The organism is Mesorhizobium sp. WSM1497 (assembly GCF_001672455.2).
GTDB classification, from domain to species: domain Bacteria; phylum Pseudomonadota; class Alphaproteobacteria; order Rhizobiales; family Rhizobiaceae; genus Mesorhizobium; species Mesorhizobium ciceri.
The window spans coordinates 3,442,617-3,467,386 of sequence record NZ_CP021070.1 but is presented as its reverse complement, the minus strand read 5'-3'; the positions used below and the strand labels follow the sequence as shown (position 1 = coordinate 3,467,386).

At 63.1% G+C, this 24,770-nt stretch carries 23 protein-coding genes; 6 read left to right on the top strand and 17 right to left on the bottom strand.

The window, feature by feature from the left end; translation table 11 throughout:
- Positions 1-24 precede the first annotated feature (24 nt).
- Together hydA and A9K65_RS16820 are read right to left on the bottom strand one after the other, a co-directional pair.
- Complete coding sequence (gene hydA / locus A9K65_RS16825; protein ID WP_063172510.1) at positions 25-1,476, bottom strand: dihydropyrimidinase; 1,452 nt, start codon at positions 1,474-1,476, stop codon at positions 25-27.
- A 63-nt stretch (positions 1,477-1,539) separates the two neighbouring features.
- Positions 1,540-2,790: a Zn-dependent hydrolase gene (locus tag A9K65_RS16820; RefSeq protein WP_064993848.1), complete on the bottom strand. Its 1,251-nt coding sequence runs from the start codon at positions 2,788-2,790 to the stop codon at positions 1,540-1,542.
- 121 nt (positions 2,791-2,911) lie between these two features.
- On the opposite strand from A9K65_RS16820, the gene A9K65_RS16815 reads away from it, so the two are divergent.
- Complete coding sequence (locus A9K65_RS16815) at positions 2,912-3,550, top strand: TetR/AcrR family transcriptional regulator (RefSeq protein ID WP_013530908.1); 639 nt, start codon at positions 2,912-2,914, stop codon at positions 3,548-3,550.
- Between the two features lie 75 nt (positions 3,551-3,625).
- Here A9K65_RS16815 and A9K65_RS16810 read toward each other — a convergent pair whose 3' ends face one another.
- Positions 3,626-4,954, bottom strand: coding sequence for an aspartate aminotransferase family protein (locus A9K65_RS16810; RefSeq protein WP_064993849.1), 1,329 nt, complete (start codon positions 4,952-4,954; stop codon positions 3,626-3,628).
- Positions 4,955-5,180: 226 nt separating this feature from the next.
- Here A9K65_RS16810 and A9K65_RS16805 point away from each other — a divergent pair, with 226 nt between their 5' ends.
- Positions 5,181-5,816, top strand: a complete 636-nt coding sequence (locus A9K65_RS16805) for a TetR family transcriptional regulator C-terminal domain-containing protein (RefSeq protein WP_013530906.1) — start codon at positions 5,181-5,183, stop codon at positions 5,814-5,816.
- A 200-nt stretch (positions 5,817-6,016) separates the two neighbouring features.
- Here the strand turns inward: A9K65_RS16805 and A9K65_RS16800 are convergent, their stop codons facing one another.
- Complete coding sequence (locus A9K65_RS16800) at positions 6,017-6,904, bottom strand: helix-turn-helix transcriptional regulator (protein WP_064993850.1); 888 nt, start codon at positions 6,902-6,904, stop codon at positions 6,017-6,019.
- A gap of 103 nt (positions 6,905-7,007) precedes the next feature.
- Here A9K65_RS16800 and A9K65_RS16795 point away from each other — a divergent pair, with 103 nt between their 5' ends.
- The gene (locus A9K65_RS16795; RefSeq protein WP_064993851.1) at positions 7,008-7,850 is read left to right on the top strand and encodes an SDR family oxidoreductase; all 843 of its coding nucleotides are present in this window, start codon (positions 7,008-7,010) and stop codon (positions 7,848-7,850) included.
- Entirely contained in the window at positions 7,850-8,572 is a 723-nt protein-coding gene (locus A9K65_RS16790) for an SDR family oxidoreductase (RefSeq protein WP_013530903.1), read from the top strand. The genes A9K65_RS16795 and A9K65_RS16790 overlap by 1 nt, the downstream gene beginning before the upstream one ends.
- A gap of 30 nt (positions 8,573-8,602) precedes the next feature.
- Here the strand turns inward: A9K65_RS16790 and A9K65_RS16785 are convergent, their stop codons facing one another.
- The 11 genes from A9K65_RS16785 to A9K65_RS16735 all read right to left on the bottom strand — a co-directional run bounded on the left by A9K65_RS16785 (position 8,603) and on the right by A9K65_RS16735 (position 20,115).
- The gene (locus tag A9K65_RS16785) at positions 8,603-8,860 is read right to left on the bottom strand and encodes a hypothetical protein (RefSeq protein ID WP_064993852.1); all 258 of its coding nucleotides are present in this window, start codon (positions 8,858-8,860) and stop codon (positions 8,603-8,605) included.
- Positions 8,861-8,920: 60 nt separating this feature from the next.
- A complete protein-coding gene (gene otsB / locus A9K65_RS16780; protein WP_064994047.1) occupies positions 8,921-9,646 on the bottom strand; it encodes a trehalose-phosphatase in 726 nt (241 codons plus the stop codon).
- 53 nt (positions 9,647-9,699) lie between these two features.
- Complete coding sequence (locus A9K65_RS16775; protein ID WP_064993853.1) at positions 9,700-11,481, bottom strand: trehalose-6-phosphate synthase; 1,782 nt, start codon at positions 11,479-11,481, stop codon at positions 9,700-9,702.
- Positions 11,482-11,623: 142 nt separating this feature from the next.
- On the bottom strand, positions 11,624-13,786 hold the full coding sequence (locus A9K65_RS16770; RefSeq protein ID WP_024501509.1) for an amylo-alpha-1,6-glucosidase: 2,163 nt from the start codon (positions 13,784-13,786) through the stop codon (positions 11,624-11,626).
- 50 nt (positions 13,787-13,836) lie between these two features.
- Positions 13,837-14,898 carry a glycosyltransferase family 4 protein gene (locus A9K65_RS16765; protein WP_013530898.1) on the bottom strand — a complete coding sequence of 354 codons (1,062 nt, stop codon included), beginning with the start codon at positions 14,896-14,898 and terminating at the stop codon, positions 13,837-13,839.
- Positions 14,899-15,012: 114 nt separating this feature from the next.
- Positions 15,013-15,390: a DoxX family protein gene (locus A9K65_RS16760; RefSeq protein WP_013530897.1), complete on the bottom strand. Its 378-nt coding sequence runs from the start codon at positions 15,388-15,390 to the stop codon at positions 15,013-15,015.
- Between the two features lie 72 nt (positions 15,391-15,462).
- A complete protein-coding gene (locus A9K65_RS16755) occupies positions 15,463-15,921 on the bottom strand; it encodes a carboxymuconolactone decarboxylase family protein (RefSeq protein ID WP_024501510.1) in 459 nt (152 codons plus the stop codon).
- A gap of 43 nt (positions 15,922-15,964) precedes the next feature.
- Complete coding sequence (locus A9K65_RS16750) at positions 15,965-16,468, bottom strand: Rrf2 family transcriptional regulator (protein ID WP_064993854.1); 504 nt, start codon at positions 16,466-16,468, stop codon at positions 15,965-15,967.
- A gap of 108 nt (positions 16,469-16,576) precedes the next feature.
- Complete coding sequence (gene preA, locus A9K65_RS16745) at positions 16,577-17,890, bottom strand: NAD-dependent dihydropyrimidine dehydrogenase subunit PreA (protein ID WP_064994048.1); 1,314 nt, start codon at positions 17,888-17,890, stop codon at positions 16,577-16,579.
- A gap of 2 nt (positions 17,891-17,892) precedes the next feature.
- A complete protein-coding gene (locus A9K65_RS16740) occupies positions 17,893-19,257 on the bottom strand; it encodes an NAD(P)-dependent oxidoreductase (RefSeq protein WP_024501512.1) in 1,365 nt (454 codons plus the stop codon).
- A gap of 120 nt (positions 19,258-19,377) precedes the next feature.
- A complete protein-coding gene (locus A9K65_RS16735; RefSeq protein ID WP_064993855.1) occupies positions 19,378-20,115 on the bottom strand; it encodes a gamma-glutamylcyclotransferase in 738 nt (245 codons plus the stop codon).
- Positions 20,116-20,281: 166 nt separating this feature from the next.
- Here A9K65_RS16735 and A9K65_RS16730 point away from each other — a divergent pair, with 166 nt between their 5' ends.
- Entirely contained in the window at positions 20,282-21,058 is a 777-nt protein-coding gene (locus A9K65_RS16730) for a VOC family protein (RefSeq protein ID WP_064993856.1), read from the top strand.
- An 80-nt stretch (positions 21,059-21,138) separates the two neighbouring features.
- On the opposite strand, the gene A9K65_RS16725 is transcribed toward A9K65_RS16730, so the two are convergent.
- The gene (locus A9K65_RS16725) at positions 21,139-21,627 is read right to left on the bottom strand and encodes a hypothetical protein (protein ID WP_084652544.1); all 489 of its coding nucleotides are present in this window, start codon (positions 21,625-21,627) and stop codon (positions 21,139-21,141) included.
- A gap of 196 nt (positions 21,628-21,823) precedes the next feature.
- Here A9K65_RS16725 and A9K65_RS16720 point away from each other — a divergent pair, with 196 nt between their 5' ends.
- Positions 21,824-22,216 carry a DoxX family protein gene (locus A9K65_RS16720; RefSeq protein ID WP_013530889.1) on the top strand — a complete coding sequence of 131 codons (393 nt, stop codon included), beginning with the start codon at positions 21,824-21,826 and terminating at the stop codon, positions 22,214-22,216.
- 113 nt (positions 22,217-22,329) lie between these two features.
- Here A9K65_RS16720 and A9K65_RS16715 read toward each other — a convergent pair whose 3' ends face one another.
- Positions 22,330-24,756: an FAD-dependent oxidoreductase gene (locus tag A9K65_RS16715; protein WP_064993857.1), complete on the bottom strand. Its 2,427-nt coding sequence runs from the start codon at positions 24,754-24,756 to the stop codon at positions 22,330-22,332.
- Positions 24,757-24,770: the final 14 nt, after the last annotated feature.

Here is a 24,770-nt window from a genome sequence, read left to right as displayed (position 1 = left end):
AAAAGAAGTCCCCCGCGCCGCACCTCAAACCCCGGTCGCCGGGATGCCGGTGCGTTCCACCTTGCGCGGCGCGGAGATTTCCTTCCACGTCGACAGCGCCCGGTTGACCGCCGCATTCGGCTCGCGGCCGACGAATTCACCATGGCCGGGCTTGGCCTTGACCTCGGCCTCCTGGATCGACAGTTCGCCCCGCGAGAACACGAACCGCGGCAGGCCGGTCACCTCGAAACCCTCGAAGACATTGTAGTCGATCACCGATTGCTGCTTCTTGGACGAAATTGTCTTCTTGCGCTTGGGATCCCAGACGACGATGTCGGCGTCGGCGCCCTCTACGATGGCGCCCTTCTTCGGATACATGTTGAGGATCTTGGCGATGTTGGTCGAGGTCACCGCGACGAACTCGTTCATCGTCAGCCGGCCGGTGTTGACGCCTGTGGTCCACAGCACCGGCATGCGGTCTTCAAGCCCGCCGGTGCCGTTCGGGATCTTGGTGAAATCGCCGACGCCGTTGCGCTTCTGTTTGGTGGTGAAAGCGCAATGATCGGTCGCCACCACCTGCAGCGAACCCGCCTGCAGGCCGGCCCACAGCGAGTCCTGGTGCGATTTGTTGCGGAAGGGCGGGCTCATCACGCGGCGGGCCGCATGGTCCCAGTCCTTGTCGAAATACTCGCTCTCGTCCAGCGTCAGGTGCTGGATCAGCGGCTCGCCGAACACCCGCATGCCCTTCTGGCGCGCCCGGCGGATCGCTTCATGGCTCTGCTCGCAGGAGACATGCACGACATAGAGCGGCACGCCGGCCATGTCGGCGATCATGATGGCGCGGTTGGTCGCCTCGCCTTCCACTTCGGGCGGCCGTGAATAGGCGTGGCCCTCGGGGCCGTTGTTGCCGGCAGCCAGCAGCTTCTGCGACAGTGCCGCCACCACGTCGCCGTTCTCGGCATGAACGAGCGGCAGCGCGCCGAGATCGGCGCAGCGCTGGAACGACGCATACATCTCGTCGTCGTCGACCATCAGCGCGCCCTTGTAGGCCATGAAATGCTTGAACGAGGTGATGCCCTTGTCGACGACCGTGGCCATCTCGTCGAACACCTGCTTGCCCCACCAGGTGATCGCCATGTGGAAGGAGTAGTCGCACGACGCCTTCGAGGTCTTGTTGTCCCACATCTGCAAGGCTTCGAGCAGCGACTGCTGAGGCGCCGGCAGGCAGAAATCGACCACCATGGTCGTGCCGCCGGAGAGCGCCGCGCGCGTGCCGGACTCGAAGTCATCGGCCGAATAGGTGCCCATGAACGGCATTTCGAGATGGGTGTGCGGGTCGATGCCGCCCGGCATGACGTAGCAGCCGGTGGCGTCGAACTCATGGTCGCCATGCAGGCCCGAACCGATGGCGACGATCTTGCCGTGCTGCATCAGCACATCGGCCTTCCAGGTGCGGTCGGCGGTGACGATGGTGCCGTTTCGGATGACTTTGGTCATTGACTGTTCCCTTGTTCTCTTCGCGCTTCTTTACGAGCGTCGTTTGGAAGGTGGATTCTAAGCTCACTCCACGATGACAGCCGTCTCCACCACCGCGTGGAACAAGACATCGGCACCCGCCGAAGCCCATTCCTTGGTGATCTCTTCGGCCTCGTTGTGGCTGAGGCCATCGACGCAAGGGCACATCACCATGGCGGTGGGCGCGACGCGGTTGATCCAGCAGGCGTCGTGCCCGGCACCGGAAACGATGTTGCGATGGGAATAGCCAAGGCGGTCGGCGGCATCGCGGATCGCCTTGACGCAGCCGGCATCGAAAGTCACCGGATCGAAAGCGCCGACCTGTTCGATCTCGTAGCGGATGTCGAGTGCATCGCAGATCGTGTCGATGCCTTCGCGGATGCGGCCATCCATCGCGTCCAGCACTTCTTTTTCCGGCGAGCGGATATCGACGGTGAAGACAGTGCGCCCGGCGATGATGTTGCGCGAATTGGGATAGACCTCCATATGGCCGACCGCGCCGACGGCATCGGGCTGGTAGTCCATGGCGATCTCGTGCACCAGTTCGATCACCCGCGCCATGCCGAGCCCGGCATTGCGGCGCTTGGGCATCGGCGTCGAGCCGGTATGGGCTTCCTTGCCGGTCAGCGTCACCTGCAGCCATTTCAGGCCCTGGCCATGGGTGACGACCCCGATGTCGATATCTTCGTCCTCGAGGATCGGACCCTGTTCGATATGCAGTTCGAAGAAGGCATGGATCTTGCGGTCGCCGACCTTCTCGGTGCCTTTCCAGCCGATGCGCTCCAGTTCCTCGCCGAATTTCTTGCCCTGCTTGTCGACATGCCCGTACACATCGGCCTGGTCGAGCACGCCGGCGAACACGCCGGACGCCATCATAGCCGGCGCGAAGCGCGAGCCCTCCTCGTTCGTCCAGTTGGTGACGACGATTGGATGTTTGGTCTTGATGCCGAGATCGTTGAGCGAGCGCACCACTTCAAGCCCGCCCAGTACACCGAGCACGCCGTCATACTTGCCGCCGGTCGGCTGCGTATCGAGATGGCTGCCGACATAGACCGGCGGCAGGCTGGGATCGGTACCTTCGCGGCGGGCAAACATCGTGCCCATTTCGTCGACGCCCATTTCGAGCCCGGCCGCATCGCACCAGCGCTTGAACAGATGCCGCCCTTCGCCGTCTTCGTCGGTCACGGTCTGGCGATTGTTGCCGCCGGCAATGCCGGGGCCAATCTTCGCCATCTCCATGATGGAATCCCACAAACGGTCTGAATTGATTCGCAGATTCTCGCCGGGTGCGGCCATCTCGAGTTCCCATCTACACCAGGGGTCTTGTCGCCCCTTGAGTGATTTACAGCTTGACCGTATGGTCAGCTTTTAAACTACACAACCTGACCAAGCGGTCAACTAGAATCTTGGGGTAGACATGGCAGAACCCACCCGCCCCATGCGGCGACAGGAGATCCGCCGAGAGAATGAAAAAACCATTCTCGTCGCTGCAGAGAAGGTGTTTGCGGAGGCAGGGTTTGGCGGCGCCACGATGCAGTTGATTGCGGATCTGGCGGGATTGCCGAAGGCAAATCTCCACTACTATTTCGCCACCAAGGAAGAGCTTTACCGGTCGGTCGTTCAAAACATCTTTGAAATCTGGCTACAGGCGGCCAATTGCTTCGACGCGGCGCGCGGGCCCATAGACGGCATCAGTGCCTATATCGACGCCAAGATGGAAATATCACGCCGCCATCCGGACGGCTCGAAGGTCTGGGCCTCCGAAGTGATGCACGGGGCGCCGGTGCTTCAGGACTATATGGAATCGACGCTGCGCGAATGGACCGACGGCCGCGTCGAGATCATCAGGCGCTGGATCGAGGAAGCCAAGATGGACCCGGTGGATCCGCGCCATCTGCTCTATATGCTTTGGGCTACGACCCAGCACTACGCCGATTTCGGCCATCAGATCGAGACACTCAATGGCGGAAAACCTCTGTCCGACCGGCAATGGCGGGAAGCCAAGGAAAATATCAAGCGGGTGATCCTGACCGGGATCGGTGCGTTGCCCGCCTGACTGTAATGGTTCGTTGCAAGCAAAAGGTCAGGTCGGCGCGCTGCCGCGCCGACCTCAACCGACCGCGTCAGTCCGTCAATCGATTGACCTCAGCACATCGCGAACATGGTCGATCAATTCGTTGATCTGGCCCTTGGTGATGATCAGCGGCGGCGACAGCGCGATGATGTCGCCGGTGGTGCGGATCAGCGCGCCGCGCTCGAACGCCTTGACGAAGGCCGAGAAGGCCCGCTTGGTCGGCTGGCCGGCGATCGGCGCCAACTCGATCGCACCGATCAGGCCGATGTTCCTGATATCGATGACGTTCGGCTCGCCCTTCAGCGAATGCAGCGCGTCTTCCCAGTACGGCGCCAGCTCCTCGCCACGGGTCAGCAAGCCCTCTTCCTTGTAGGTGTCAAGCGTGCCGAGTGCGGCCGCGCAGGCGATCGGGTTGCCCGAATAGGTGTAGCCGTGGAAGAACTCGATCATGTGCTCGGGGCCGGTCATGAAGGCGTCGTGGATCTCCTTCTTCACAAACACCGCGCCCATCGGGATGACGCCGTTGGAGACGCCCTTGGCGGTGGTCATGATGTCGGGCGTGACACCGAAATAGTCGGCGGCGAACGGTGTGCCGAGACGGCCGAAACCGGTGATGACCTCATCGAAGATCAACAGGATGCCGTGCTTGGTGCAGATCTCGCGCAGCTTCTCCAGATAACCCTTCGGCGGCAGGATGACGCCGGTGGAGCCGGCGACCGGCTCGACGATGACGGCGGCGATGGTCGAAGCGTCGTGCAGGGCGACGATACGCTCCAGCTCGTTGGCGAGTTCCGCGCCATACTCCGGCACACCCTTGGTGAAGGCGTTCTTTTCCGGCAGATGCGTGTGCGGTATATGGTCGACGCCGCCGAGCAGCGTGCCGAACATCTTGCGGTTGGTGACGATGCCGCCGACCGAAATGCCGCCGAAATTGACGCCGTGATAGCCGCGCTCGCGACCGATCAACCGGGTGCGCGAGCCCTCGCCCTTCACACGGTGATAGGCGATCGCCATTTTGAGCGCGGTCTCGACCGATTCCGAGCCGGAATTGGTGAAGAAGACATGGTCCATGCCCTTGGGCGCCAGGTCGACCAGGCGGTTGGCCAGTTCGAACACGATCGGATGGCCCATCTGGAAGGCCGGCGCATAATCGAGTTCGGCAGCCTGGTGCTGGATCGCCTCGGTGATCTTCGGACGGCAGTGGCCGGCATTGACGCACCACAGGCCGGCGGTGCCGTCGAGCACCTTGCGGCCGTCGCTGGTTGTGTAATGCATGTCCTTGGCGGACACCATCATGCGCGGCGCCTGCTTGAACTGCCGGTTTGCCGTGAACGGCATCCAGAATGCACTGAGATCGTTCGGCGTGACTTTCAGCCGGTTGGACATGACCAGGACTTCCCCTTGTAAACTGTTTCGCTGCGCCCAACGCTTGGTCTTTGCCGCGTTTTCATGCTAGGCAAATTTTTGACCGATTGGACAAACGTTAGCACCGCCCTGTAGGCGGTCAAGGATTACTAGCGGAAATGCGGCACCTGAAGTGCGTTCCACAGGCTAGGGAAAAACTGGTCCAGAGAATTGGTCCAGATGAGCCTCAACACGAGGGCTTGCAACGGTGACCATCGGCACGGATGCCCCTCGCCGCACCCGCATCCAGCAGGAAAAGCGCGAACTCATCCTGGAGGCGGCGCTTGAGGTCTTCTCCACCAACGGCTTTCGCGGCTCGACCATCGACCAGATCGCCGAAGCTGCCGGCATGTCGAAGCCGAACCTGCTCTATTATTTCCGGCGCAAGGAAGACATCCACGAAACGCTGATGCAGCGCCTGCTCGACACCTGGCTGGCGCCACTGCGCGAACTTGACGACATTGGCGATCCCCTTACCGAACTGCGCAGCTACATCAGGCGCAAGCTGGAGATGGCGCGCGATTTTCCGCGCGAGAGCCGGCTGTTCGCCAACGAGATCCTGCAAGGCGCGCCGCGCATCATGCCGCTGCTGGCGGGCGAACTGAAAACGCTGGTCGACGAGAAGGCCGCCGTCATCAAGGGCTGGATGCGCGCCGGCAAGATCGCCAAGACCGACCCGTGGCACCTGATCTTCTCGATCTGGGCGACGACGCAGCATTATGCCGATTTCGACGTCCAGGTCCGCGCCGTGCTCGGACCGAACCGCGGCGGCGACGGCCGCTTCGAGGATGCGGCAAGATTTCTCGAGCAGTTGTTCCTCGATGGGCTGAAGCCGAAGGGCTAAATGGTTTCGTCATTCTAGGGCGAAGCAAGGAGCGAAGCGACGCGGCGCAGACCCTACAATCCATGCCGCGACTTCAACGCGCCGCAAAGGTCCAAATTCTGCTCCGTAGTACTCTTCGGCAAACGTCCCGGCATGGATCCTCGGGTCTCCGCGTCCGCTTCGCCCGTGGATGACGAAGCCGAGGGGGACGCCAGCCAACCTCAGGCGCTGCGCCGCTCGGCCGGCAGCGCGTCCAGCAATGCCTGCAGCTTGGCGATCGAATTCTGCTCGGCTAACGGCGTGTAGACGATCAGCTTCATGTCCGAGCCGTCGCCGATCGACAGGCTCATATGCTCGAAGGTCATGGCGCCCGCGCTCGGGTGCCGGACATGTTTCACGCCCGACAACCGGTGCGCGACGTCGCGCTGCGGCCACCAGGCACGAAATTCGGGGCTCGAACGGGTCATCAACTCGATCAGCCGCTCGAAATCCGGATCGCCGACATAGCGGGCGCTCGCGGCCCGGAACGAGGCCAGCACGGTGCGCGCCAGTTGCTCCCAGTCAACCAGCAGGTGCCGGTGATGCGGGCTCGTGAACACCATGTGGACGATGTTGCGGGCGTCACCCTCCAGCAGGCCATAATCGCCGAACACCGCCACCGCCGCCGGGTTCCAGGCCAGCACGTCCCAGCGCCGCCCGACGACATAGGCCGGCTGCAGCACCAGGCTCTGCAGCATGTGCAGCAACGGGCCATCGACTTTTTCCGGCGCTACGGCACGGCGCTCCGGCTGCTGGCGGTCGGCGAGGACGAAAAGATGCTGTTTTTCGGCGGCGTCGAGGCACAGTGCTTCGGCAAGTGCCGTCAGCACCTCGACCGAGGGCCTGACCTCCCGCCCCTGCTCCAGCCATGTGTACCAGGTCGTGCCGACACCGGCGATCATCGCCACCTCCTCGCGGCGCAAGCCCGGCGTACGTCGCCTGAGACCGATGGCGATGCCTGCGGCCGAGGGCGTCAGCCTTTCGCGGCGCGAGCGCAGGAAGGCGCCGAGTTCGCGCCGGCGGCTGTCTTCAGCCGAACGTGTGGGGGCCGCGTGAGGTTGGGACTCCATGCGCGTATTATAGCAGTATTGATACCAGGATAAAGTTTGAACTGTTTGGCCAGCGCCAACTGCCCCATCTTCCGTTCAGAGCAACAGAACGGAGGCTCTGAACATGGAACTCAAAGACAAGACGATCCTCATCACCGGCTCGACAGACGGCGTCGGCCGCGTTGTCGCGCAACGGCTCGGCGCCGCGGGCGCCCGTGTGCTGGTGCACGGCCGCGATGCAACGCGCGGCAAGGCTGTTGTCACCGAGATCGAAGCCGCCGGCGGCAAGGCCGAGCTTCTGGTCGCCGATCTCTCTTCGCTGGCCGAGGTGCGCCACCTCGCCGAGGCGGTGCGCGCCCGGACGAACCGGCTGGACATCCTCATCAACAATGCCGGCATCGGCACAGCGGGCCAAGGTGCCAAAAGGCAGGTGAGTGCCGACGGCTATGAACTGCGCTTCGCGGTCAACTATCTCGCCGGTTTCCTGCTGACATCGGAGCTCCTGCCATTGCTGAAGGTGAGTGCGCCGGCGCGCATCGTCAATGTCGCCTCTGCGGGGCAGCAGGCGATCGACTTCAGCGATGTCATGCTGACCCGCTCCTATGACGGGGTGCGCGCTTATTGCCAGAGCAAGCTGGCGCAGATTCTGTTCACCGTCGATTTGGCCGAACAGTTGAAAGGCACCGGCGTCACCGTCAACGCATTGCATCCGGCGAGCTACATGAACACAACCATGGTCCGGCAGGCCGGGGTGACGCCGTGGAGTTCGGTCGAGACCGGTGCCGACGCCATCCTCAATCTCGCCACCTCACCCACGCTCAACGGGAAAAGCGGCCTCTATTTCGACGGCCTGCGGGAATCCCGCGCCGATGCTCAGGCCTACGACGCCAAGGCAAGGCAACAGCTGAGAAGCTTGAGCCTCGACCTCATCGGCCCGGCCTCCCCCACATCGAAGGAACAGCATTGATGACCAAGGCAATCCAACACACCGTCATCATCGGTGGCTCGTCCGGCATCGGGCTGGCGACGGCGCGCAAACTGCTTGGCCCGGACATGAAGGTAACCATCACCGGCCGCAACGAGGACAAGCTGAAGAGCGCTTGGAAGAGCCTCGGCGGTGCTGCCGAGAAGGCCGCTTTCGACGCGTCGAAGCCGGATGAGGTCCGTCAATTCTTCGAGCGCCTCGGCCCCTTTGATCACTTGGTGCTGGCGGCCAGCGGCGGCAAGGGCCTCGGCCCGTTCCCGGCGCTTGACCTGAGTGACATCGGCAGTGGCGTGGAGGAAAAGGTCCGCCCGCAGCTGTCCTGCCTGCAGGCCGCCTTGCCGACACTCAACAAGGCCGGATCGGTCACCTTCATCTCGGCGGTGTCGGCGCAGCTCGCAACGCCCGGCGTCGCCGGTATCGCCGCCATCAACGGCATGCTGTTGACCGTGGTGCCGATCCTGGCGATGGAGTTGAAACCGCTGCGCGTCAATGTCGTGGCGCCAGGCGTCATCGACACGCCCTGGTGGGACTTTCTGGCCGAGGAGCAGAGGCAGGCGCTGTTTGCCGACTATGCCGGCAGGACCCCGGTCGGCCGCATCGGTCGCGCCGAAGACGTCGCCGCGGCAATAGCCTTCCTCGTCTCCAACGGCTTCATGACCGGTCAGGTGCTGACCTGCGACGGCGGACTGCGATTTGCGGCGTAGCGTTCCTCGGGCGCCGACAGGCTTTCACCCTCAATTGGCTCTCTTTGGATCACCCCGCACGCTCTTTTCGCCGGGGCTGTCACCGCCCGGTCTCATCGCATCTGAAGCGGTCTTTTCCGGAACATAGGAATAATCAGGCGTATCAGCCCCATACATCTTGTTGTCGATCGCCTCTTGCCAGCTGAAATCCGCGTCGGTCGGTGAAACGTCGGCAATGTCATGGCGGGAGGAGCGAGAGTGCAGCCAGTTCGGGGTGATCTCTCGGACCAATTGTGCAAAGCGTCCCATCGAAACCGTTCCTTTCCTTGCCCTTTCCAAGAGGCGCGATCGCGGTTGCGTCGGCTGGATCTAAAGTTGACCTCTCAGCCAGCCCAGCGTCTCGACAACGTCGGCAAGCCCGTACCGCGCTGCGGTGTGCGCTGGTGGTTTGACGCGGATCGATATGCCGCCGGCATCATTGACGGCCTCAAAACCGTTTTCATCCGACGTGTCGTCGCCCAGGAAGACCGGGCGACGGCCCGTGAATGGCGCAATTTCCATGAAACGCCGGATCGCGGCGCCCTTGGCGGCCTCGAGCGGCAGCAGTTCCACACCGGCATTGCCGGGAACCACCCGGTAGCCCTTTGGCAGCGTGGCCAGCGCCTGCTCGACAAGCTGCGTCGCGCGCGGAAGCAGATGCGGGGCGGCGCGCGTGTGGATGGCCAGCACCCGTCCTTTGCGCTCGATATAGGCGCCACGACCGAGCTCGGCCTCGATCTCGTCGGCAAGCGCAGAAATATCCGCCGGCTCATCCGCGACTTCGACGTCGTCGTTCGGTAGGAGCCGATGTTCCAGGCCATAGAGCCCGGCGGCGCGCAGCTTCAAAGGCTGGAACAGATGATCGACAGCCGCGACGGAACGGCCTGTTACGAAGGCCAATGCCCCGTTCAGCTTGCGATCCAGGCCTTGCAGCAAGGAGCGGAGCTCGTCGCTGACCGAGACGGCGTCCGGGTGTTCGGCATGTTCCAGCAGGGTGCCGTCGATGTCGAGGAACAACGCCCATTCGCCGGTCAGCACAGTGTGCGGTTTCTCCATGACGGCCTGCGGCTTGTGCGGGGTCTCGCCAACAATATTTTGCAGCGCATCGCTCATGACATCGCCACCCGTCTGCGCTCAAAAATGGAGACGACATTGTCGACGCTGGGCGGCGGCTCGCTGACGGCACCGGTCACCCGATCGAGGTCCCCGCGCTTGCGCAAACGCGCCGCATCCAGAAGCATGCTGCCGGCCCAGCGATAGACATTGTTGTTGCGGATTGTCTCGCGCATGGGGCGCATGCGCTCGCGCTGTTCTTCGGGCGACATGGTCAGTGCCTGCAACAGCGCTCCGCTCATCATGGCGGCATCGTAAGGGTTGACGATAAGCGCCTCCAGCAATTCGCGCGAGGCGCCGGCGAATGTGCTGAGCATCAAAACGCCCTGCTCGTCGTCGCGCGCGGCGACGAATTCCTTTGCGACGAGGTTCATGCCGTCATGCAGGCTGGTGACCATGCATATGTCGGCGGCCCGATAGATCTCGTAGACCTGTTCTTGCGAGTGATGTTCGGCCACCATGATCACCGGCCTGTAGCCCTCGCTGCCATAACGCCGGTTGAGCTCTTCGGCATAACGGTGGCACTCGTCATGGAGCAGCTTGTAGGCGGGCAGCGTGCCGCGGCTGGGTGCCGCGATCTGCAGGAAGACTAGTTTTCCGATCCACTCAGGCTGTCGCTTGAACAATTCGTTCAAAGCGTGAAACCGATCGAGAATGCCCTTGGTATAATCGAGGCGCTCGACCCCGACGGCCAGCTTCACATCCGCTTTAAGGCCGAACCTCTCGCGCATGCGAGCGCGGCAATCGTCGACAGCGGGAAGTTTCGCCAGCAGGTCCGCCGGCCATTCTATCGAGATGGGATAGGCGTGCACCAATGTGGTCCGTCCGCCGTAGGAGATGGCCGCATCGGCCCGCTCGATGCGGCTTTCCAGGAAGCGATCGACGCTTTCGGTGAAATTGTTGGCATGGAACTGAGTGTGGAAGCCGATGATCGAGCTGCCGAGCAGGCCTTCGAGGATGCGTTCACGCCATGGGCAGATGCTGTACACTTCCGAATTTGGCCACGGGATGTGCCAGAAAGTGATGACGATCGCCTCCGGCAAGCGCTCGCGGATCATGCGCGGCAGCAGCGCGAAATGGTAATCCTGGACCAGCACGATCGGCCGCTCGTTGCGCGCCTCGGCAACCACCGTATCGGCAAACTTCCGGTTGACGGCTTCATAGGCAGCCCAGTCGGAGGCGCGAAAAATCGGCCGGGTGAAGGCGATATGGCAAAGCGGCCAAAGGCCCTCATTGGCGAAACCGAGATAATAGCCCTGATGCTCTTCCTCCGTCAGCCAGACCCGGCGCAGCGTGTAGGACGGGTTGCCAGGCGGCACCTGCACGCGATCGTGGTCGTCGACGGTAAGGCGGTCCGCCGTTCCGCCGCCATAGGCGATCCAGGTGCCCGCACAGGCGCGGGTAATGGGCTCGAGCGCCGACACCAGCCCGCTGGCCGGGACGAGCAACTCGACGCCGTCGTCCTTCACATTGTGGATGTACGGCTCGCGATTGGACACCACGATAACCTGCGCATCGGGCAGATCGTCGGCCAGGATCTTGCGCAATGTTTCTGGCGACCAGGTCACCAGCGCGGCATCGGCCGATTGGCCGTTCTTTTCGAACTCCCGTATCACCTTGCGCGCGGCCTCCGCCGCCACATCTTCGCCTGCCGTATGTGGGACGGCAGGAGGATGACGGCGACGGTGCCGCGATATGGAGAGGAATACGGCAAGAGCGGAAAAACCGAGGCTCGCGAAAATCAGAACCCAGAGCAGGTCCGCACCGTAGTTTGTCATTGAACGTCAACTCACCCCGGCCGTCGGCGACCGTTTGTTCGTGTTTCCCGTTTGAAACGGTCCGCCGGCCACGTGGTCGGCGTTCGGACCAGTGTTTTTGCAACGCACAAGGCCTGGATCGGTTCCGCCAATTTTGTTCGGATCATGTTCTTACTATGAGCGGCACCAGCCCTTCATGGCGGTCGGCCAGGAAAGCGACGACCCGGTCGCCGACGCGCTGGAAGGTGAGATCGACGACCCGGTCGCCGACGCCCAGGTGCCGCAGTGTCAGCGTGTCGATGCCGATCGGCAGCCTGGGGCGGCCGACGCGAATCTCACCCTCCCAGCCGTCGATCTCCAGGCCAAGACAGGCCTGCATCAACATGAAAGCGGAGCCCGCCGACCACGCTTGCGGCAGGCAGGCGACGGGATAGGCGATGGGTGCTTCGCCCGGCGCACGTGTAAAACCGCAGAACAGTTCGGGCAGCCGCATGTTGAAATGGACCGCGGATTCGAACGTGCCGCTCATCAGGCGAACCACGCTTTCGCGCTCGCCATAGCGCGCCAGCCCGGCACCGCAAAGGGCGGTATCGTGCGGCCAGATCGAGCCATTGTGGTACGACATCGGATTGAAGAACACGGCATCGTCGGCGAGCGTCCGCAGTCCCCAGCCCGAATGGAAGGAGGCGGAAAGCAGCTGGTCAGCCACCATCTGGGCCCGCGCCGGCTCAGGCAATCCGACAAAGAGCAGATGCCCCGCATTCGAGGTCCGCACCTTGCAGGGCTCGCCGGCACCGTCGATTGCCAGCGCATAGAAGCCGAGATCGTCAAGCCAGAAATCCCGTTCCACGGCAACCCGCATCGCTTCGGCGCGATCATCCCAGTGGTCGGCCCTATCGTTCTCGCCCCGGCGACGGGCAAGTGCCGCCAGCCCCCGGAAGGCGGCAAAGACGTAGCCCTGCACTTCGACAAGGGCGATCGGGCCCTTGGGAATGCGGCCATCGGCATGGAAGACCGAATCGAAACTGTCCTTCCATCCCTGGTTGGCGAGGCCGGACTCGGCCGCTCGCTGGTAAGTCACGAATCCGGTTTCTCGGCCCGCCTCCTCCGTCCATTCGGCCGCGGCGCACAGCGACGGCCACAGGCCGTCGATGAACGCCATGTCACCGGTACGATCGGCGTAGGCACAGGCAAGGTAGATGTAGAGCGGTGTCGTATCGACGCCACCGTAGTAGCGGCCAAAGGGAAGCTCCCGCAGCGCCACCATTTCGCCCTTGCGGGTCTCGTGCATGATCTTGCCCGGCTGGGAATCGCTGAACGGCGAGGTCTCGGTCGCCTGATGCTGGGCCAGAAAGGCCAACACGCCCCGCGCCAGTCCCGGATTGAGCCACAGCATCTGCAGTGCCGAGATGACACCGTCGCGGCCGAACGCCGTCGAGAACCAGGGGATGCCGGCATAGGGATAGGGGCCGGTCGCCAGCTCGGTGGTCAGCAGCGCGACATCGGCGCGGGCGCGCTCGACCCAGTCGTTGAAGACACGGCCCGAGCTGCGCACCGTCGCGCCATGGCGACGTTTGGCCCGCATGCCAAAGCGGGCGCGGGCGGCAGCGGCGCGGAACCGGTCGCGGTCGGGCTTGTCGGCCACCTCGGGACCGACCTCGACATAAAGCACCTTCCTGCTACGCTTGGTCACGGCGATCAGGAAATCGGCACGGTTGGCACTCAGTTGGTCCGGCGCCTGCGAGAACGATATCGCCGAGAGGCGGGCCAGGCCATCGAGCCCATCATAGCGCAGCAGGACCGACGTCGCGTTTGTTTCGGCGGCATGGGCCAGCCCGCGCTTCAGCCGTGTCGAGCCACGCACTTCGAACATGTCGCGGAAATCGGCGGAATAGTGCAGGGAAACGCTGATCGTCGAGTGTTCCCGGCTGTAATTGGAAAGGGTGATGCGTTCAAACAGCCTGTCCTGCCAAAGCAGTCTGACGCGTTCGATGTGAATGGCTCCCTGCGGGATGTCGCGTCCACCGGCGCTCTGTATCGGCAGATTGGTCAAATTGGTGGTGAACAGCACATTGTCCTGGCTGAGCGAGGCGCCGAGCAGAGATGTCTGCCTGCCGCCGACGGTCAGCCGGAACTCGGAAAGAACCCGCGTGTCGTCGCGAAAGAAACCGTCGCCGGCGCCACGTATGTCGCCATAGGCGTCGGCAACGGCGAAGCAATCGCCCTGCTTGAGCGCAAACAACCGATGCGGCTCGCGAGGGGCGGTGGCGTCGAGCGATGCAAGCGCGACCGCAGGATCGAGCTGGCGCTCATCGAGTTGGGCCATTCGTCAAAGATCCCTGTTGTTTCGTTGCCGTGGCTCGAGCACGTCGCTGCTCAAGACGCCTTCGCCGTGCTCGGGACGCCGATCAGGCCCGCATAGGCGGCCAGATAGTCGCCGGCCATTCTTCGGGCGGAGAACCGCTTTTCGAAAACGGCCCTCACCTTTCGCCTGTCGAGTTGCAGCAAGTCCGGCACCGCAGCGACCGCGCTATCCATTGTGTCAGCGATAAAACCGGTGACGCCTTGATCGATGATCTCCGGCAGCGCACCGCAACTCCAGCCGATGACCGGTGTGCCGCAGGCCATTGCCTCGATGGCGGCAAGGCCGAACGGCTCCGGCCAGTCGATCGGGAACAGCAGGCCGGCCGCCTTGCCGAGAAATTCCGCCTTCTGGTTTTCCTCGATCTCACCGACATAGACAACGCGATCGCCATCGATCAAAGGCTCGACCACCTCACGGAAATAGGCGCGATCGTCGTCGCCGATCTTTGCCGCGAGCTTGAGCTTGAGCCCCGAACGCAAGGCGATCTCGATGGCGCGATCCGGGCGCTTGTCGCGTGAGAACCGGCCGAGGAAGGCAAGGTAGGGTTCTTCGGCGGCCGTCTCGAACGTCGGCTCGTAGAGAGCAGTCGGCAATCCGTGATGGATCGTCGCCAACCAGTTGGCGTTGGCCAGGCCCGCCTTCTGGCTGTGCGAAATGGAAATCAGGGGAAAGCGCGGGAACCGTTCATAGGCCGGCGCCAGGTCGACATAATCCAGCCTGCCATGCGGCGTCGTCACCGTCCGCTCCGCAATATCCTCAAAGAAGGAAAAGTGCAGGAAGTGGCTGAGGTGGAAGTGGATGACGTCGAACTCCGACGCCCGTTCCCTCACCTGCGCAAGCATCGAAAGATGCGCCGCGATCTCGGATTTGAGCGGACGCGGATCGAGGCGCAACGCGCGTTCCCGGCTGGGTACCAGCTTCGCGGAGGTCTGGCTGTCGCCACTGGCAAACAGCGTCACCTCATGACCCAGATCGACCAGCGCTTCGGTCAGATACGAGACGATGCGCTCGGTGCCGCCATAGAGCCTTGGCGGCACCGATTCATAAAGCGGCGCGACATGGGCGATTTTCATATTTCATCCTGGATGCTGGGCATGCAGGTGTGAAATGCGTCAACGGCTCGATTGGTTCCGATCTTATGGTCGAGCCGTCGGCACCAGAGGCCGCAGTCGGCATGGAACTGTGCGTCAAACGGATTGCGCGATCAGGGTCAGAAAGCCACCGCTCAGGGCAACATTCCCGACGAAGCCATTGATGCGGGACGCACGGTCCGGACCCTGATGGTCCCAGAAATTGTGGAACATCGGCGTGGCGACGATGAGGAACAGCAGCAGCACCGTGGCCGCGAGTGCCGTCCACAATCCTGCGATGACCAGCACACCGGCGGCGACCTGAAGCACGATACCAGTCCACAGTGCCAACCGCGCCTGCGGCACACCGCGCGCGGCCATCAGCTGGGTCAGGAAGGCCGCGTTCTGGATGTTGCGCAGGCCGGCGAAAACGAAGGCGCCGCCGAGCAGCAAGCGAGCGAGAAACAACAAGGTCGAAGGCAAATCCGCAGGCATCAAACTCTCCCCTTTAAAGGTTTAAGGCAGTGGGAGCGCGCTCTCTACGGCGCTCCCAACATGATTGGACAATCAGGCGGCCTTGGCCGCCGGCATCGGATGTATGGCTTGGAACGGGATGCACAGCCGGTTCCAGGTGTTGATCATGCCGAGCGCAACGGACAGCTTGACCAGCTCCTCTTCTGAGAAATGCTCCAGCGTACGTGCATAAAGTTCGTCCGGCACGCCGTTGTTGGCGATCAGGGTGACGGCTTCGGTCCAGGCCAAAGCCGCGCGTTCACGCTCCGAGAACAGCGGCGATTCCTTCCAGGCTGAAACCAGATAGAGCCGCTGCTCGGTCTCGCCGTCGCGCCTGGCCTCGCGGCTGTGCATCTCGACGCAGAACGAGCAGCCATTGATCTGCGAAGCCCTGAGTTTGATCAGGTGCAGCAGGCTCACCTCGAGCCCGCATTCGTCCACCGCCTTGTTGAGCGCCGACACCGCCTTCATGATCTCCGGCGCCTTGGCGAAAAATTGCAGCCTCTGTTTCATCGTCTTGTCCTTTCACGTCTGCTTGGGTTTTGAGGTTTTGGGGTTATCTGGATTTCTGCGGCCGCTGGTGGCGCTCGACAAAGGCGCAGCTCGCAGCAAGCGACCTGGGATCGCCTTCTGCCGCGTAGGTGGCCACGATATCGGACAGCTTGGTCTCGGCGAGCGCGGCGCGATAGGCGCGTTCGGCCTTCAGCATCGCGGCGTTGATGCCGCAGGGTTTCACATAGGCCGACGCATCGAGCTTCACCGGACCGCGCTGGCGGATCTCGCCGCAGCGGAAGGCCGGCTCGCGGCCCTCGACGGCCAGCACGATGTCGAGCAGCGTGATGCGCTCGGCTGGCCGGGCCAGCCGATAGCCACCGGCAGGCCCGGGCACCGATTCCAGGATGCGCGCCGCGCTCAGCATGTTGAGATGCTTGAGCAGATAGCTCGGCGAAAGGCCAAAGGCCTCGGCGAGAGCGGCGCCCGGCATGGTGCTATTGCCTTCCACACTGGCCAGCGTGGCGGCGCAATGGATGGCTGCTTCAACACCCTCGCCCAGCTTCATCGAACAGGTTCCTTATTCATGGATACATACTATCGTGGATAATTCTTATCTGCAATAGGAAAATGAAAAACGGCGCTCGAAAGCGCCGCTTTTCTCTTGGGGTAGTTCCTACTCCGCAGCCACCTTGGCCATCGGGTTGTTCGGGTGCGTGGTCCAGTTGGCGTAGACCGGCGATACCGGCCTGCCGGTGCGCTGGTCCATCACACCGGCTGCCAGCGGCTCCATGGTAATGCAGTTCTCGACCGGGCAGACATTGACGCAGAGATTGCAGCCGACACACTCGGCCTCGATGACCTCGAAGTGCCTGACGCCGTCGACCATGCTGGTGATCGCCTGGTGCGAAGTGTCCTCGCAGGCGATGTGGCAGCGGCCGCACTTGATGCAGGCATCCTGGTCGATATGCGCCTTGGCGACGTAGTTCAGGTTGAGATACTGCCAATCGGTGACATTGGGCGTGGCGCGGCCGATGATGTCGTCGAGCGAGGCGTGCCCCTTCTCGTCCATCCAGTTTTCCAGGCCCGCGATCATCTCCTGCACGATCTTGAAGCCGTAGGTCATCGCCGCCGTGCAGACCTGCACATTGCCGGCGCCGAGCGCCATGAATTCGGCCGCGTCACGCCAGGTGGTGATGCCGCCGATGCCGGAGATCGGCAGGCCCTGCGTTTCCGGATCGCGCGCGATCTCGGCCACCATGTTCATGGCGATCGGCTTCACCGCCGGCCCGCAATAGCCGCCATGCGAGCCCTTGCCGTCGATGGTCGGCTGCGGCGCGAAGCTGTCGAGATCGACACCAGTGATCGAATTGATGGTGTTGATCAGCGACACCGCGTCGGTGCCGCCGGCATGTGCTGCGCGCGCGGGCTTGCGCACATCGGTGATGTTGGGCGTCAGCTTGGTAATGACGGGCATACGGGTGTTCTGCTTGCACCAGCGCACCACCATTTCGATATATTCCGGCACCTGGCCGACGGCGGCGCCCATGCCGCGTTCCGACATGCCGTGCGGACAGCCGAAATTGAGCTCGATACCGTCGGCCTCCGTCTCCTCGACCACAGGCAGGATCGCCTTCCAGGCCTCCTCGACGCAAGGCACCATGAGCGAGACGACGATGGCGCGGTCGGGCCAGTCCTTCTTGACCTGCTTGATCTCGCGCAAATTGACCTGCAGGTCGCGGTCGGTGATCAGTTCGATGTTGTTGAGGCCGAGCAGGCGGCGGTCGGCGCCCCAGATCGCGCCGTAGCGCGGACCGTTGACGTTGACCACCGGTGGGCCCTCCTCGCCCAGCGTCTTCCACACCACGCCGCCCCAGCCGGCCTTGAAGGCGCGGATGACGTTGTAGGCCTTGTCGGTCGGCGGCGCCGAGGCCAGCCAGAACGGATTGGGCGACTTGATGCCAACGAAATTGTTTCTGATATCCGCCATGCTCATGCCCTCCCGTTCGAGGTCAGTGCCCGATTGATGCTCTCCGCAGCGTCGCGTCCCTGCGCGACCGCCGAGACGGTGAGGTCGTCGCCACCGAAGATGCAGTCGCCACCGGCCCAGACCTTGGCAAGCGACGTGCGACCTTCCGAATCCACCTTGATGCGGCCGGCTTCGAGCTCGATCGATGCACCGCTGCCATTGAGGGCGGCCGGGACAAAGCTCTGTCCAATCGCCTTGAACACCTGGTCGGCAACGAGCGTCAGCGTCTCGCCGGTGCCGGCAAGCCTGTCGCCGTTGAGGGCGGTGTATTCGAGTTCGACGGCAGTGACCTTGCCGCTCTCGGCGATCACCCGCTTCGGCTGCAGCCAGTGACGGATGCTGACGCCATTGGCAGCGGCCAGATCCTGCTCGAACTCAGACGCATTCATGTGCTCCTGGCCGCGCCGGTAGCAGATCGTCACCTCCTCGGCGCCGAGCAGCTTCGACTGTACCGCGGCGTCGATGGCCGTCATGCCGCCACCGATGACGACGACGCGGCGACCAACCGGCAGGCCGGAAAGGTCGCTGGCCTGGCGCAGCTCGGCAATGAACTCGACCGCGTTGATGACGCCGTCAGCGTCCTCGCCATCGGCACGCAGCGCATTGACACCGCCAAGGCCCATGCCGAGAAACACCGCGTCGTAATTGCGGATCAGATCCGACAGCTGATAGTCGCGGCCGAGCGCCTTGCCGTTCTGGATGTCGATACCGCCGATCGCGGTCACGTAGTCGACTTCGGCCTGGGCGAAATCGTCGACGCTCTTGTAGGCGGCGATGCCGTATTCGTTGAGGCCGCCGGCCTTCGCGCGCGCCTCCAGGATGGTCACGTCATGGCCGTGGCGGGCGAGCCGGTGCGCGGCGGCAAGGCCGGCCGGCCCGGCGCCGACCACGGCGACCGTCTTGCCGGTCGGCTCGGCGCGCGGATAAAACTGCTTGTTCTCGCCCATGGCGACGTCGGTGGCGTAGCGCTGCAGGCGGCCGATCTGCACCGGCTTGCCTTCCGCCACCTCGCGCACGCAGACTTCCTCGCACAGCGTCTCGGTCGGGCAGACGCGGGCGCACATGCCGCCCAATATGTTCTGGTCGAAGATGGTCTTGGCCGAACCGATCGGATTGCCGGTCGAGATCTGGCGGATGAACAGCGGAATGTCGATCGAGGTCGGGCATGCATTCATGCACGGCGCGTCGTAGCAGAAATAGCAGCGATCGGATTCGACCAGCGCCTCGTGGTGATCGAGCGGCGGATGCAGGTCGGAAAAATTATCCGCATACTGGTCGGCCGAGAGCCTGCCGCCCGCAATGCCTTCCCTGAATTGGCCTTCTGGCATCGTCAGTTCCCCATGTTTTCTTTTGGGGAAGGCTAGCACGTTTTATTTTTTTATCAATTGGTCAATTTTCGACGCAAGTCACTGAAAAGGCTCGGCAATAACATGATTTTTTTACTCATATTATTGCGACTGCGGTCGGGCTTGCAGTGCGAGCGAAAGGCCAGGCTCAAGCTTGCGGCCATGGATGGCCCTGACCTCCTGCGCCACCAATTTCTGCAATCGCCACAGATTGCGGTCGCGGATGCCGAATGCTTCGAGATGGCTGACCGTGTTGTAGAGATATTCGGCGCCGGATCCGATATGCCCGCAGGCTCTGGCCAGCACGCTCGCCACTCTGTCCAGCGGCTGGTTCAGCGACGTTCCCCTGCCCTTCACGCCGACCCAGAAGCCGAGCGCGCGCAGCTTACCCTGCGGCGTATGCACCGGCAGCCAGCGAACCGTCTCGATGCTTTCATGGTCGCTGATCTCGCGCCGCAACAGCCTTTCGATCTGCGCCGGCTTCTCACCCTCCGGCAAGCGATAGATCACGCCGTTGCAGCGCCCGCCCCGCTCGAGCGCCATCATCAACCCAGGCTGCTCGGCGCTGCCGCGCCAGCGCACCATGTCGAGGCAGAAGGAGCGGTGCCAGCCGAAGGCCGTGGCGAGCTGTTGCTCGACCGACTCGAATTCCGGCTTCCAGATCAGCGACCCATAGGCGAACACCCATAACGGTCCCTCATCGGCTTCATTGGACAGTCGCAAGGCGAGGGTTCGAAAGTCCTCGTCGTTCATGTCTGTCCAGCTCGGGTCCGGACCGGGATCGGCCTCTTCCCGATGGCACAGTGCGACAAGCTCGGGCGTGAGCGACATCAAGCGCATGGACGACAACCCCTCATGACCGCAGAGAAATCGAAAACCGCTGGATGCGCAATCAGGGAACGCTTGGCACACACACCCATTGTTGTCCGGGCGGTGTCGGATTTCCGTCGTGAGGATCGTCCTATGATGGACGACGATCGATCCATGAAAGGTGAGGAGACCGAAAATGCCAAAAACCCCGATGCCCTTCTTCTGGTACGAATTGATGACATCAGATCTCGACGCCGCCGAGGCGTTCTACACCCAAGTGGTCGGCTGGACGGCGCAGCCCTTCGATAAGGGACCCGGCATGCCGCGCTACATCGTCATGAATGTCGGCGAACGTGGCGTCGGCGGCCTGATGACCTTGCCCGAGGATGCCGCCAAGATGGGCATGCCGCCTGCCTGGCTCGGCTATATCCACACCAGGGATGTCGATGCCGCAACTGCATCGCTGGAGAAAGCCGGCGGCACCGTTCACCGCCAGCCCGACGACATTCCGGGCGTCGGCCGCTTTGCCGTCGTCGCCGATCCGCAAGGCGCGACCTTCATGTTCCTGCAGCCGAACGGTCCCGACCAGCCTGTCGTGCCGGCCAGCACGCCGGGCCACATCGGCTGGCACGAGCTTTACACGTCGGACTGGAAAGCCGCGTTCGATTTCTATTCCGACCAGTTCGGCTGGGTCGACGCCGGCGATTTCGACATGGGCCCGATGGGCACGTACCAGACTTTTACGGCCGGCCCCGAATCCGGCGGCGGCATCATGAACAAGCCCGCGCAGATCCCGGTCCCGGTCTGGCAATTCTACTTCAACGTTGCGGCCATCGACGCGGCGGCCAAACGGGTCACCGACAATGGCGGCAAGATCCTGATGGGGCCGATGGAGGTCCCCGGCGGCAGTTGGATCGTGCAGTGCCAGGACCCGCAAGGCGCGCACTTCGCCTTGATGGCGCCAGTCCGCTGACGGCGATCGAACACCGCTGACACAAAGTGCGGGCTTTCATCGGACCACCGATGAAGGCCTCTCCCCTGCCTGGCGCCGCCTCATTCCGGCGCCAGCACCGCAACCTTCAACTCAGCTTTTTTCGCGCCGCTGAACTGAACGGTGGCCGGGCCGGGCGCAAGCTTGAAGCGCACGCTCTTGCGGATGCCAGGGCATGTTTTCACGCCACTGTAGCCCGCCGACTTGATGGCCTGGCCATCCTGGATGACATCGATCCAGGCCTCCCCCGAGAGACTTATCTGGATGGCTCCCTCGGATGGCACCTCCACGCTGGCGACGGCCCCGAAACTGTCTGATGCCGGCGCACGTTCGGGCGCTACCGCAAAACCGGCTTTCTCTACCGGCACCAGCGCCAGGTCCGCAGCCGCACCAACCGCCAGTGCCGCTCCGGACGGCGTTGCCGGTGCCGCGGCAAACAGGGTCTGCTCCCGCGTCACGGGCCACTTGAAGGCCTCACAGCCGGCATCCTCGGCCATGGCAAAGCTGGTGCCTGCAAGAATTGCGAAGAGGCTGATGGCGACTTTTTTCATGGCAAAGGGAACCCACATTTCTAGAGTGGCCGCACTAATACAACCGCGACGATATAAATGCAACCCTTGCGGGAAAAATATGAAGGGTCAAGCTGGGGACATTTTCAATCACCGATTGTTGACGCCAGGCCATGGGAAGTGAATGGTCCATTCCTGGGCGATAATCTATGGCCGACGGATTGAAAATGGAGTCATTATGAAGCTTTTCGAAAGCCTCTCCAGATACCAGCCGCAGGCGCTCGGCGTGTTGCGCATCATGACCGCGCTGCAGTTCATCGAGCATGGCAGCCAGAAACTGTTCAACTTCCCCGTCAGCGTCGATCCCCACGCCCTTTCCGGGCTGACCACGACTGCCGCCATCCTCGAATTCGCCGGCGGCATCCTGCTCGCGCTGGGCCTGTTCACGCGACCGGTGGCATTCCTTCTGGCCGGCGAAATGGCGATCGCCTATTTCATGGCGCACATGCCGCGCGACTTCTTCCCGGTCAACAATGGCGGCGATTCGGCGATCTCGTTCTGCTTCATCTTCCTCTATCTGGTGTTTGCCGGCGCCGGCGCTTTCGCGCTGGACAGCCGCCGCAGCGCCTGACGCCAGAAAGAGGATGCGGGCCTGGTGCATGTCGCCCAAAAGTGCCCGGCGGTTTTGGGACAACGACATGCACAAAACAGGAATCTGAAGCGCATCGGCGAAGCCGAAGCGCTTCAAGCACGCATCCGTTCGAAATTGGCGTCGAACAGCGGCACCGCCTGAATGCGCGCCGCATGGCGCTTGCCCAGCAGCTCGATCTCGAAGCCGTCGCTCTCATCAGCGATCTCCTTCGGCACATAGCCGACGGCGACGGATTTCTTCGAATGATGCGCATAGCCGCCCGACGTCACCCAGCCGCGCACCGCACCATCGAACCAGATCGGCTCATCGCCAATGACATCGGCATCGTCGGCATCGACGATAAAAGCGCGCAGGCGCAATTTGCCGCCCTGCCTGCGCTCGGCCAGCGCCGCGGCCTTGCCTATGAAATCGGCGTCCTTGCCGTAAGCAACGAAGCGGTCGAGCCCCGCTTCCAGCGGCCCGTAGATCGGCCGGTACTCGCGCCCCCATGAGCCGTAATTCTTGTCCAGCCGCAGCGCATTGAGCGCGCGCGAGCCGAACAGGCCGATGCCGAATTCCCCGCCCGCCGCCATCAGCGCTTGATACGCGGCGCGCTGGTATTCCGGCGCCACCCAGATCTCGTAGCCGAGATCGCCGGTATAGCTCACACGGCCGACCAGGCACGGCGCCATGCCGATATCCATCCGGCCAATGGCCATGAAGGAAAAGGCCGCATTGGAGACATCCGAGCGCGTCGCCTTTGCCAGCACATCCCGCGCCTTCGGGCCGGCGATCGACAGACCGGTGAGCTTCGCGCCCAGCGCCTCGATGCGGACCGATCCATCGTCAGGCAGGTGCTTCTCGAACCAGCGCATATGGTATTGCTCGGCGATGCCGGAGCCGGCGAGGAACCAGCCCTCGCTTCCGAGATTGGCGAGGGTGAAATCGCCGATCAGTCTGCCGTCTTCCTTCAGCATCGGCGCCAGCGTCATGCGGCCGGGCTTGGGCAGTTTGCAGGCAAGCATCCGGTCGAGCCAGGCGGCCGCTCCCTCACCCGTCACCTTGTATTTGGCGAAGCTCGAAATCTCCGATAGGCCGACACCGTCGCGAACCGTGGCGACCTCCTTGGCGACCTGCGTGAAATCGCTCGAGCGTCGCCAGGAGAATTCGTCCTTGACGCCTTCCGGCGCGTACCACAGCGGCACTTCCAGCCCATAGGCAACGCCCCATTGCGCACCCTTGGCCGACAGCAGGTCGTAGACCGGCGTCGTCTTCAGCGGCCGCCCGGCGGGCAGCTCCTCATTGGGGAAGCGGATCGAAAAGCGCCTGGAATAATTCTCGCGCACCTTGGCGTTGGTATAGGCCATCGTCGCCCAGTCGCCGTAGCGCGCGACATCCATCGCCCAGATGTCGGCGCCGGGATCGCCCTCGATCATCCAGTTCGACAAAGCGAGGCCGACGCCGCCGCCTTGCGAAAACCCGGCCATGACACCGCAGGCGACCCAGAAGCCCGGCAGCCCGCGCACCGGCCCGACCAATGGGTTGCCGTCGGGCGCGAAGGTGAAAGGCCCGTTGATGATCTGCTTGATGCCCGTGTTCTGGAAGGCCGGGAAATGGCGGAAGCCGACCTCAAGCGACGGCGCGATGCGGTCGATGTCGGGCGCCAGCAATTCATGGCCGAAATTCCATGGCGTCTGGTATTCGGACCATGGCTTGTTGGCCTTTTCGTAAGTGCCCATCAGCATGCCGCCGCGCTCCTGGCGCAGGTAAAGCTCGCCGTCGAAGTCGACCGCGTGGATGATCTCGGTGCCGGTCTTGGCGTTCCAGGCGGCGACCTCCGGCATGTCCTCGGTGATCAGGTACATGTGCTCCATGGCCAGCACCGGCAGTTCGAGGCCGACCATGCGGCCGACCTCGCGCGCCCACAGGCCGCCGGCGTTGACGACATGCTCGGCCACCACCTCGCCCTTGTTGGTGATGACCCGCCACAGCCCGTCAGGGCGCCGCACGATGTCCTCGACCTTGGTGAAACGCTCCACTTCCGCCCCAAGTTTCCGCGCGGCCTTGGCATAGGCGTGGGTGACGCCGGAGGGATCGAGATGGCCGTCCTCTTTGTTCCTGACCGCGCCGACGAACTGCTTGGGATCGAGCAGCGGCATCAGTTCGGCCGCTTCGTTGGGCGAGATCTCCTCGAGCTCGATGCCGAGATAGCGGCCCTTGGCGACGACGCCGCGCAGCCAGTCGAACCGCGCCTCGGTCGCTGCCAGAAGCACGCCACCGGTCAGATGCACGCCGGTCGCCTGGCCGGAAAGCTCCTCGATCTCCTTGTAGAGATTGATCGTGTATTTCTGCAGCTTGGCGACGTTGGGGTCGCCATTGATGGTGTGCATGCCCCCGGCCGCGTGCCAGGTCGAGCCTGAGGTCAGCTCGTCGCGCTCCAGCAGGACAACATCGGTCCAGCCGTGGCGGGCGAGATGGAACAACACGGAGCATCCGACGACGCCACCGCCAATGACCACGACCTTTGCATGCGATTTCATGGATTTTTTCTCTG

Coding starts and splice junctions, on each gene's coding strand:
- hydA (WP_063172510.1), bottom strand. CDS start 1,476: ATGACCAAAGTCATCCGAAACGGCACCATCGTCACCGCCGACCGCACC.
- A9K65_RS16820 (WP_064993848.1), bottom strand. CDS start 2,790: ATGGCCGCACCCGGCGAGAATCTGCGAATCAATTCAGACCGTTTGTGG.
- A9K65_RS16815 (WP_013530908.1), top strand. CDS start 2,912: ATGGCAGAACCCACCCGCCCCATGCGGCGACAGGAGATCCGCCGAGAG.
- A9K65_RS16810 (WP_064993849.1), bottom strand. CDS start 4,954: ATGTCCAACCGGCTGAAAGTCACGCCGAACGATCTCAGTGCATTCTGG.
- A9K65_RS16800 (WP_064993850.1), bottom strand. CDS start 6,904: ATGGAGTCCCAACCTCACGCGGCCCCCACACGTTCGGCTGAAGACAGC.
- A9K65_RS16795 (WP_064993851.1), top strand. CDS start 7,008: ATGGAACTCAAAGACAAGACGATCCTCATCACCGGCTCGACAGACGGC.
- A9K65_RS16790 (WP_013530903.1), top strand. CDS start 7,850: ATGACCAAGGCAATCCAACACACCGTCATCATCGGTGGCTCGTCCGGC.
- A9K65_RS16785 (WP_064993852.1), bottom strand. CDS start 8,860: ATGGGACGCTTTGCACAATTGGTCCGAGAGATCACCCCGAACTGGCTG.
- otsB (WP_064994047.1), bottom strand. CDS start 9,646: ATGGAGAAACCGCACACTGTGCTGACCGGCGAATGGGCGTTGTTCCTC.
- A9K65_RS16775 (WP_064993853.1), bottom strand. CDS start 11,481: ATGACAAACTACGGTGCGGACCTGCTCTGGGTTCTGATTTTCGCGAGC.
- A9K65_RS16770 (WP_024501509.1), bottom strand. CDS start 13,786: ATGGCCCAACTCGATGAGCGCCAGCTCGATCCTGCGGTCGCGCTTGCA.
- A9K65_RS16765 (WP_013530898.1), bottom strand. CDS start 14,898: ATGAAAATCGCCCATGTCGCGCCGCTTTATGAATCGGTGCCGCCAAGG.
- A9K65_RS16760 (WP_013530897.1), bottom strand. CDS start 15,390: ATGCCTGCGGATTTGCCTTCGACCTTGTTGTTTCTCGCTCGCTTGCTG.
- A9K65_RS16755 (WP_024501510.1), bottom strand. CDS start 15,921: ATGAAACAGAGGCTGCAATTTTTCGCCAAGGCGCCGGAGATCATGAAG.
- A9K65_RS16750 (WP_064993854.1), bottom strand. CDS start 16,468: ATGAAGCTGGGCGAGGGTGTTGAAGCAGCCATCCATTGCGCCGCCACG.
- preA (WP_064994048.1), bottom strand. CDS start 17,890: ATGGCGGATATCAGAAACAATTTCGTTGGCATCAAGTCGCCCAATCCG.
- A9K65_RS16740 (WP_024501512.1), bottom strand. CDS start 19,257: ATGCCAGAAGGCCAATTCAGGGAAGGCATTGCGGGCGGCAGGCTCTCG.
- A9K65_RS16735 (WP_064993855.1), bottom strand. CDS start 20,115: ATGCGCTTGATGTCGCTCACGCCCGAGCTTGTCGCACTGTGCCATCGG.
- A9K65_RS16730 (WP_064993856.1), top strand. CDS start 20,282: ATGCCAAAAACCCCGATGCCCTTCTTCTGGTACGAATTGATGACATCA.
- A9K65_RS16725 (WP_084652544.1), bottom strand. CDS start 21,627: ATGAAAAAAGTCGCCATCAGCCTCTTCGCAATTCTTGCAGGCACCAGC.
- A9K65_RS16720 (WP_013530889.1), top strand. CDS start 21,824: ATGAAGCTTTTCGAAAGCCTCTCCAGATACCAGCCGCAGGCGCTCGGC.
- A9K65_RS16715 (WP_064993857.1), bottom strand. CDS start 24,756: ATGAAATCGCATGCAAAGGTCGTGGTCATTGGCGGTGGCGTCGTCGGA.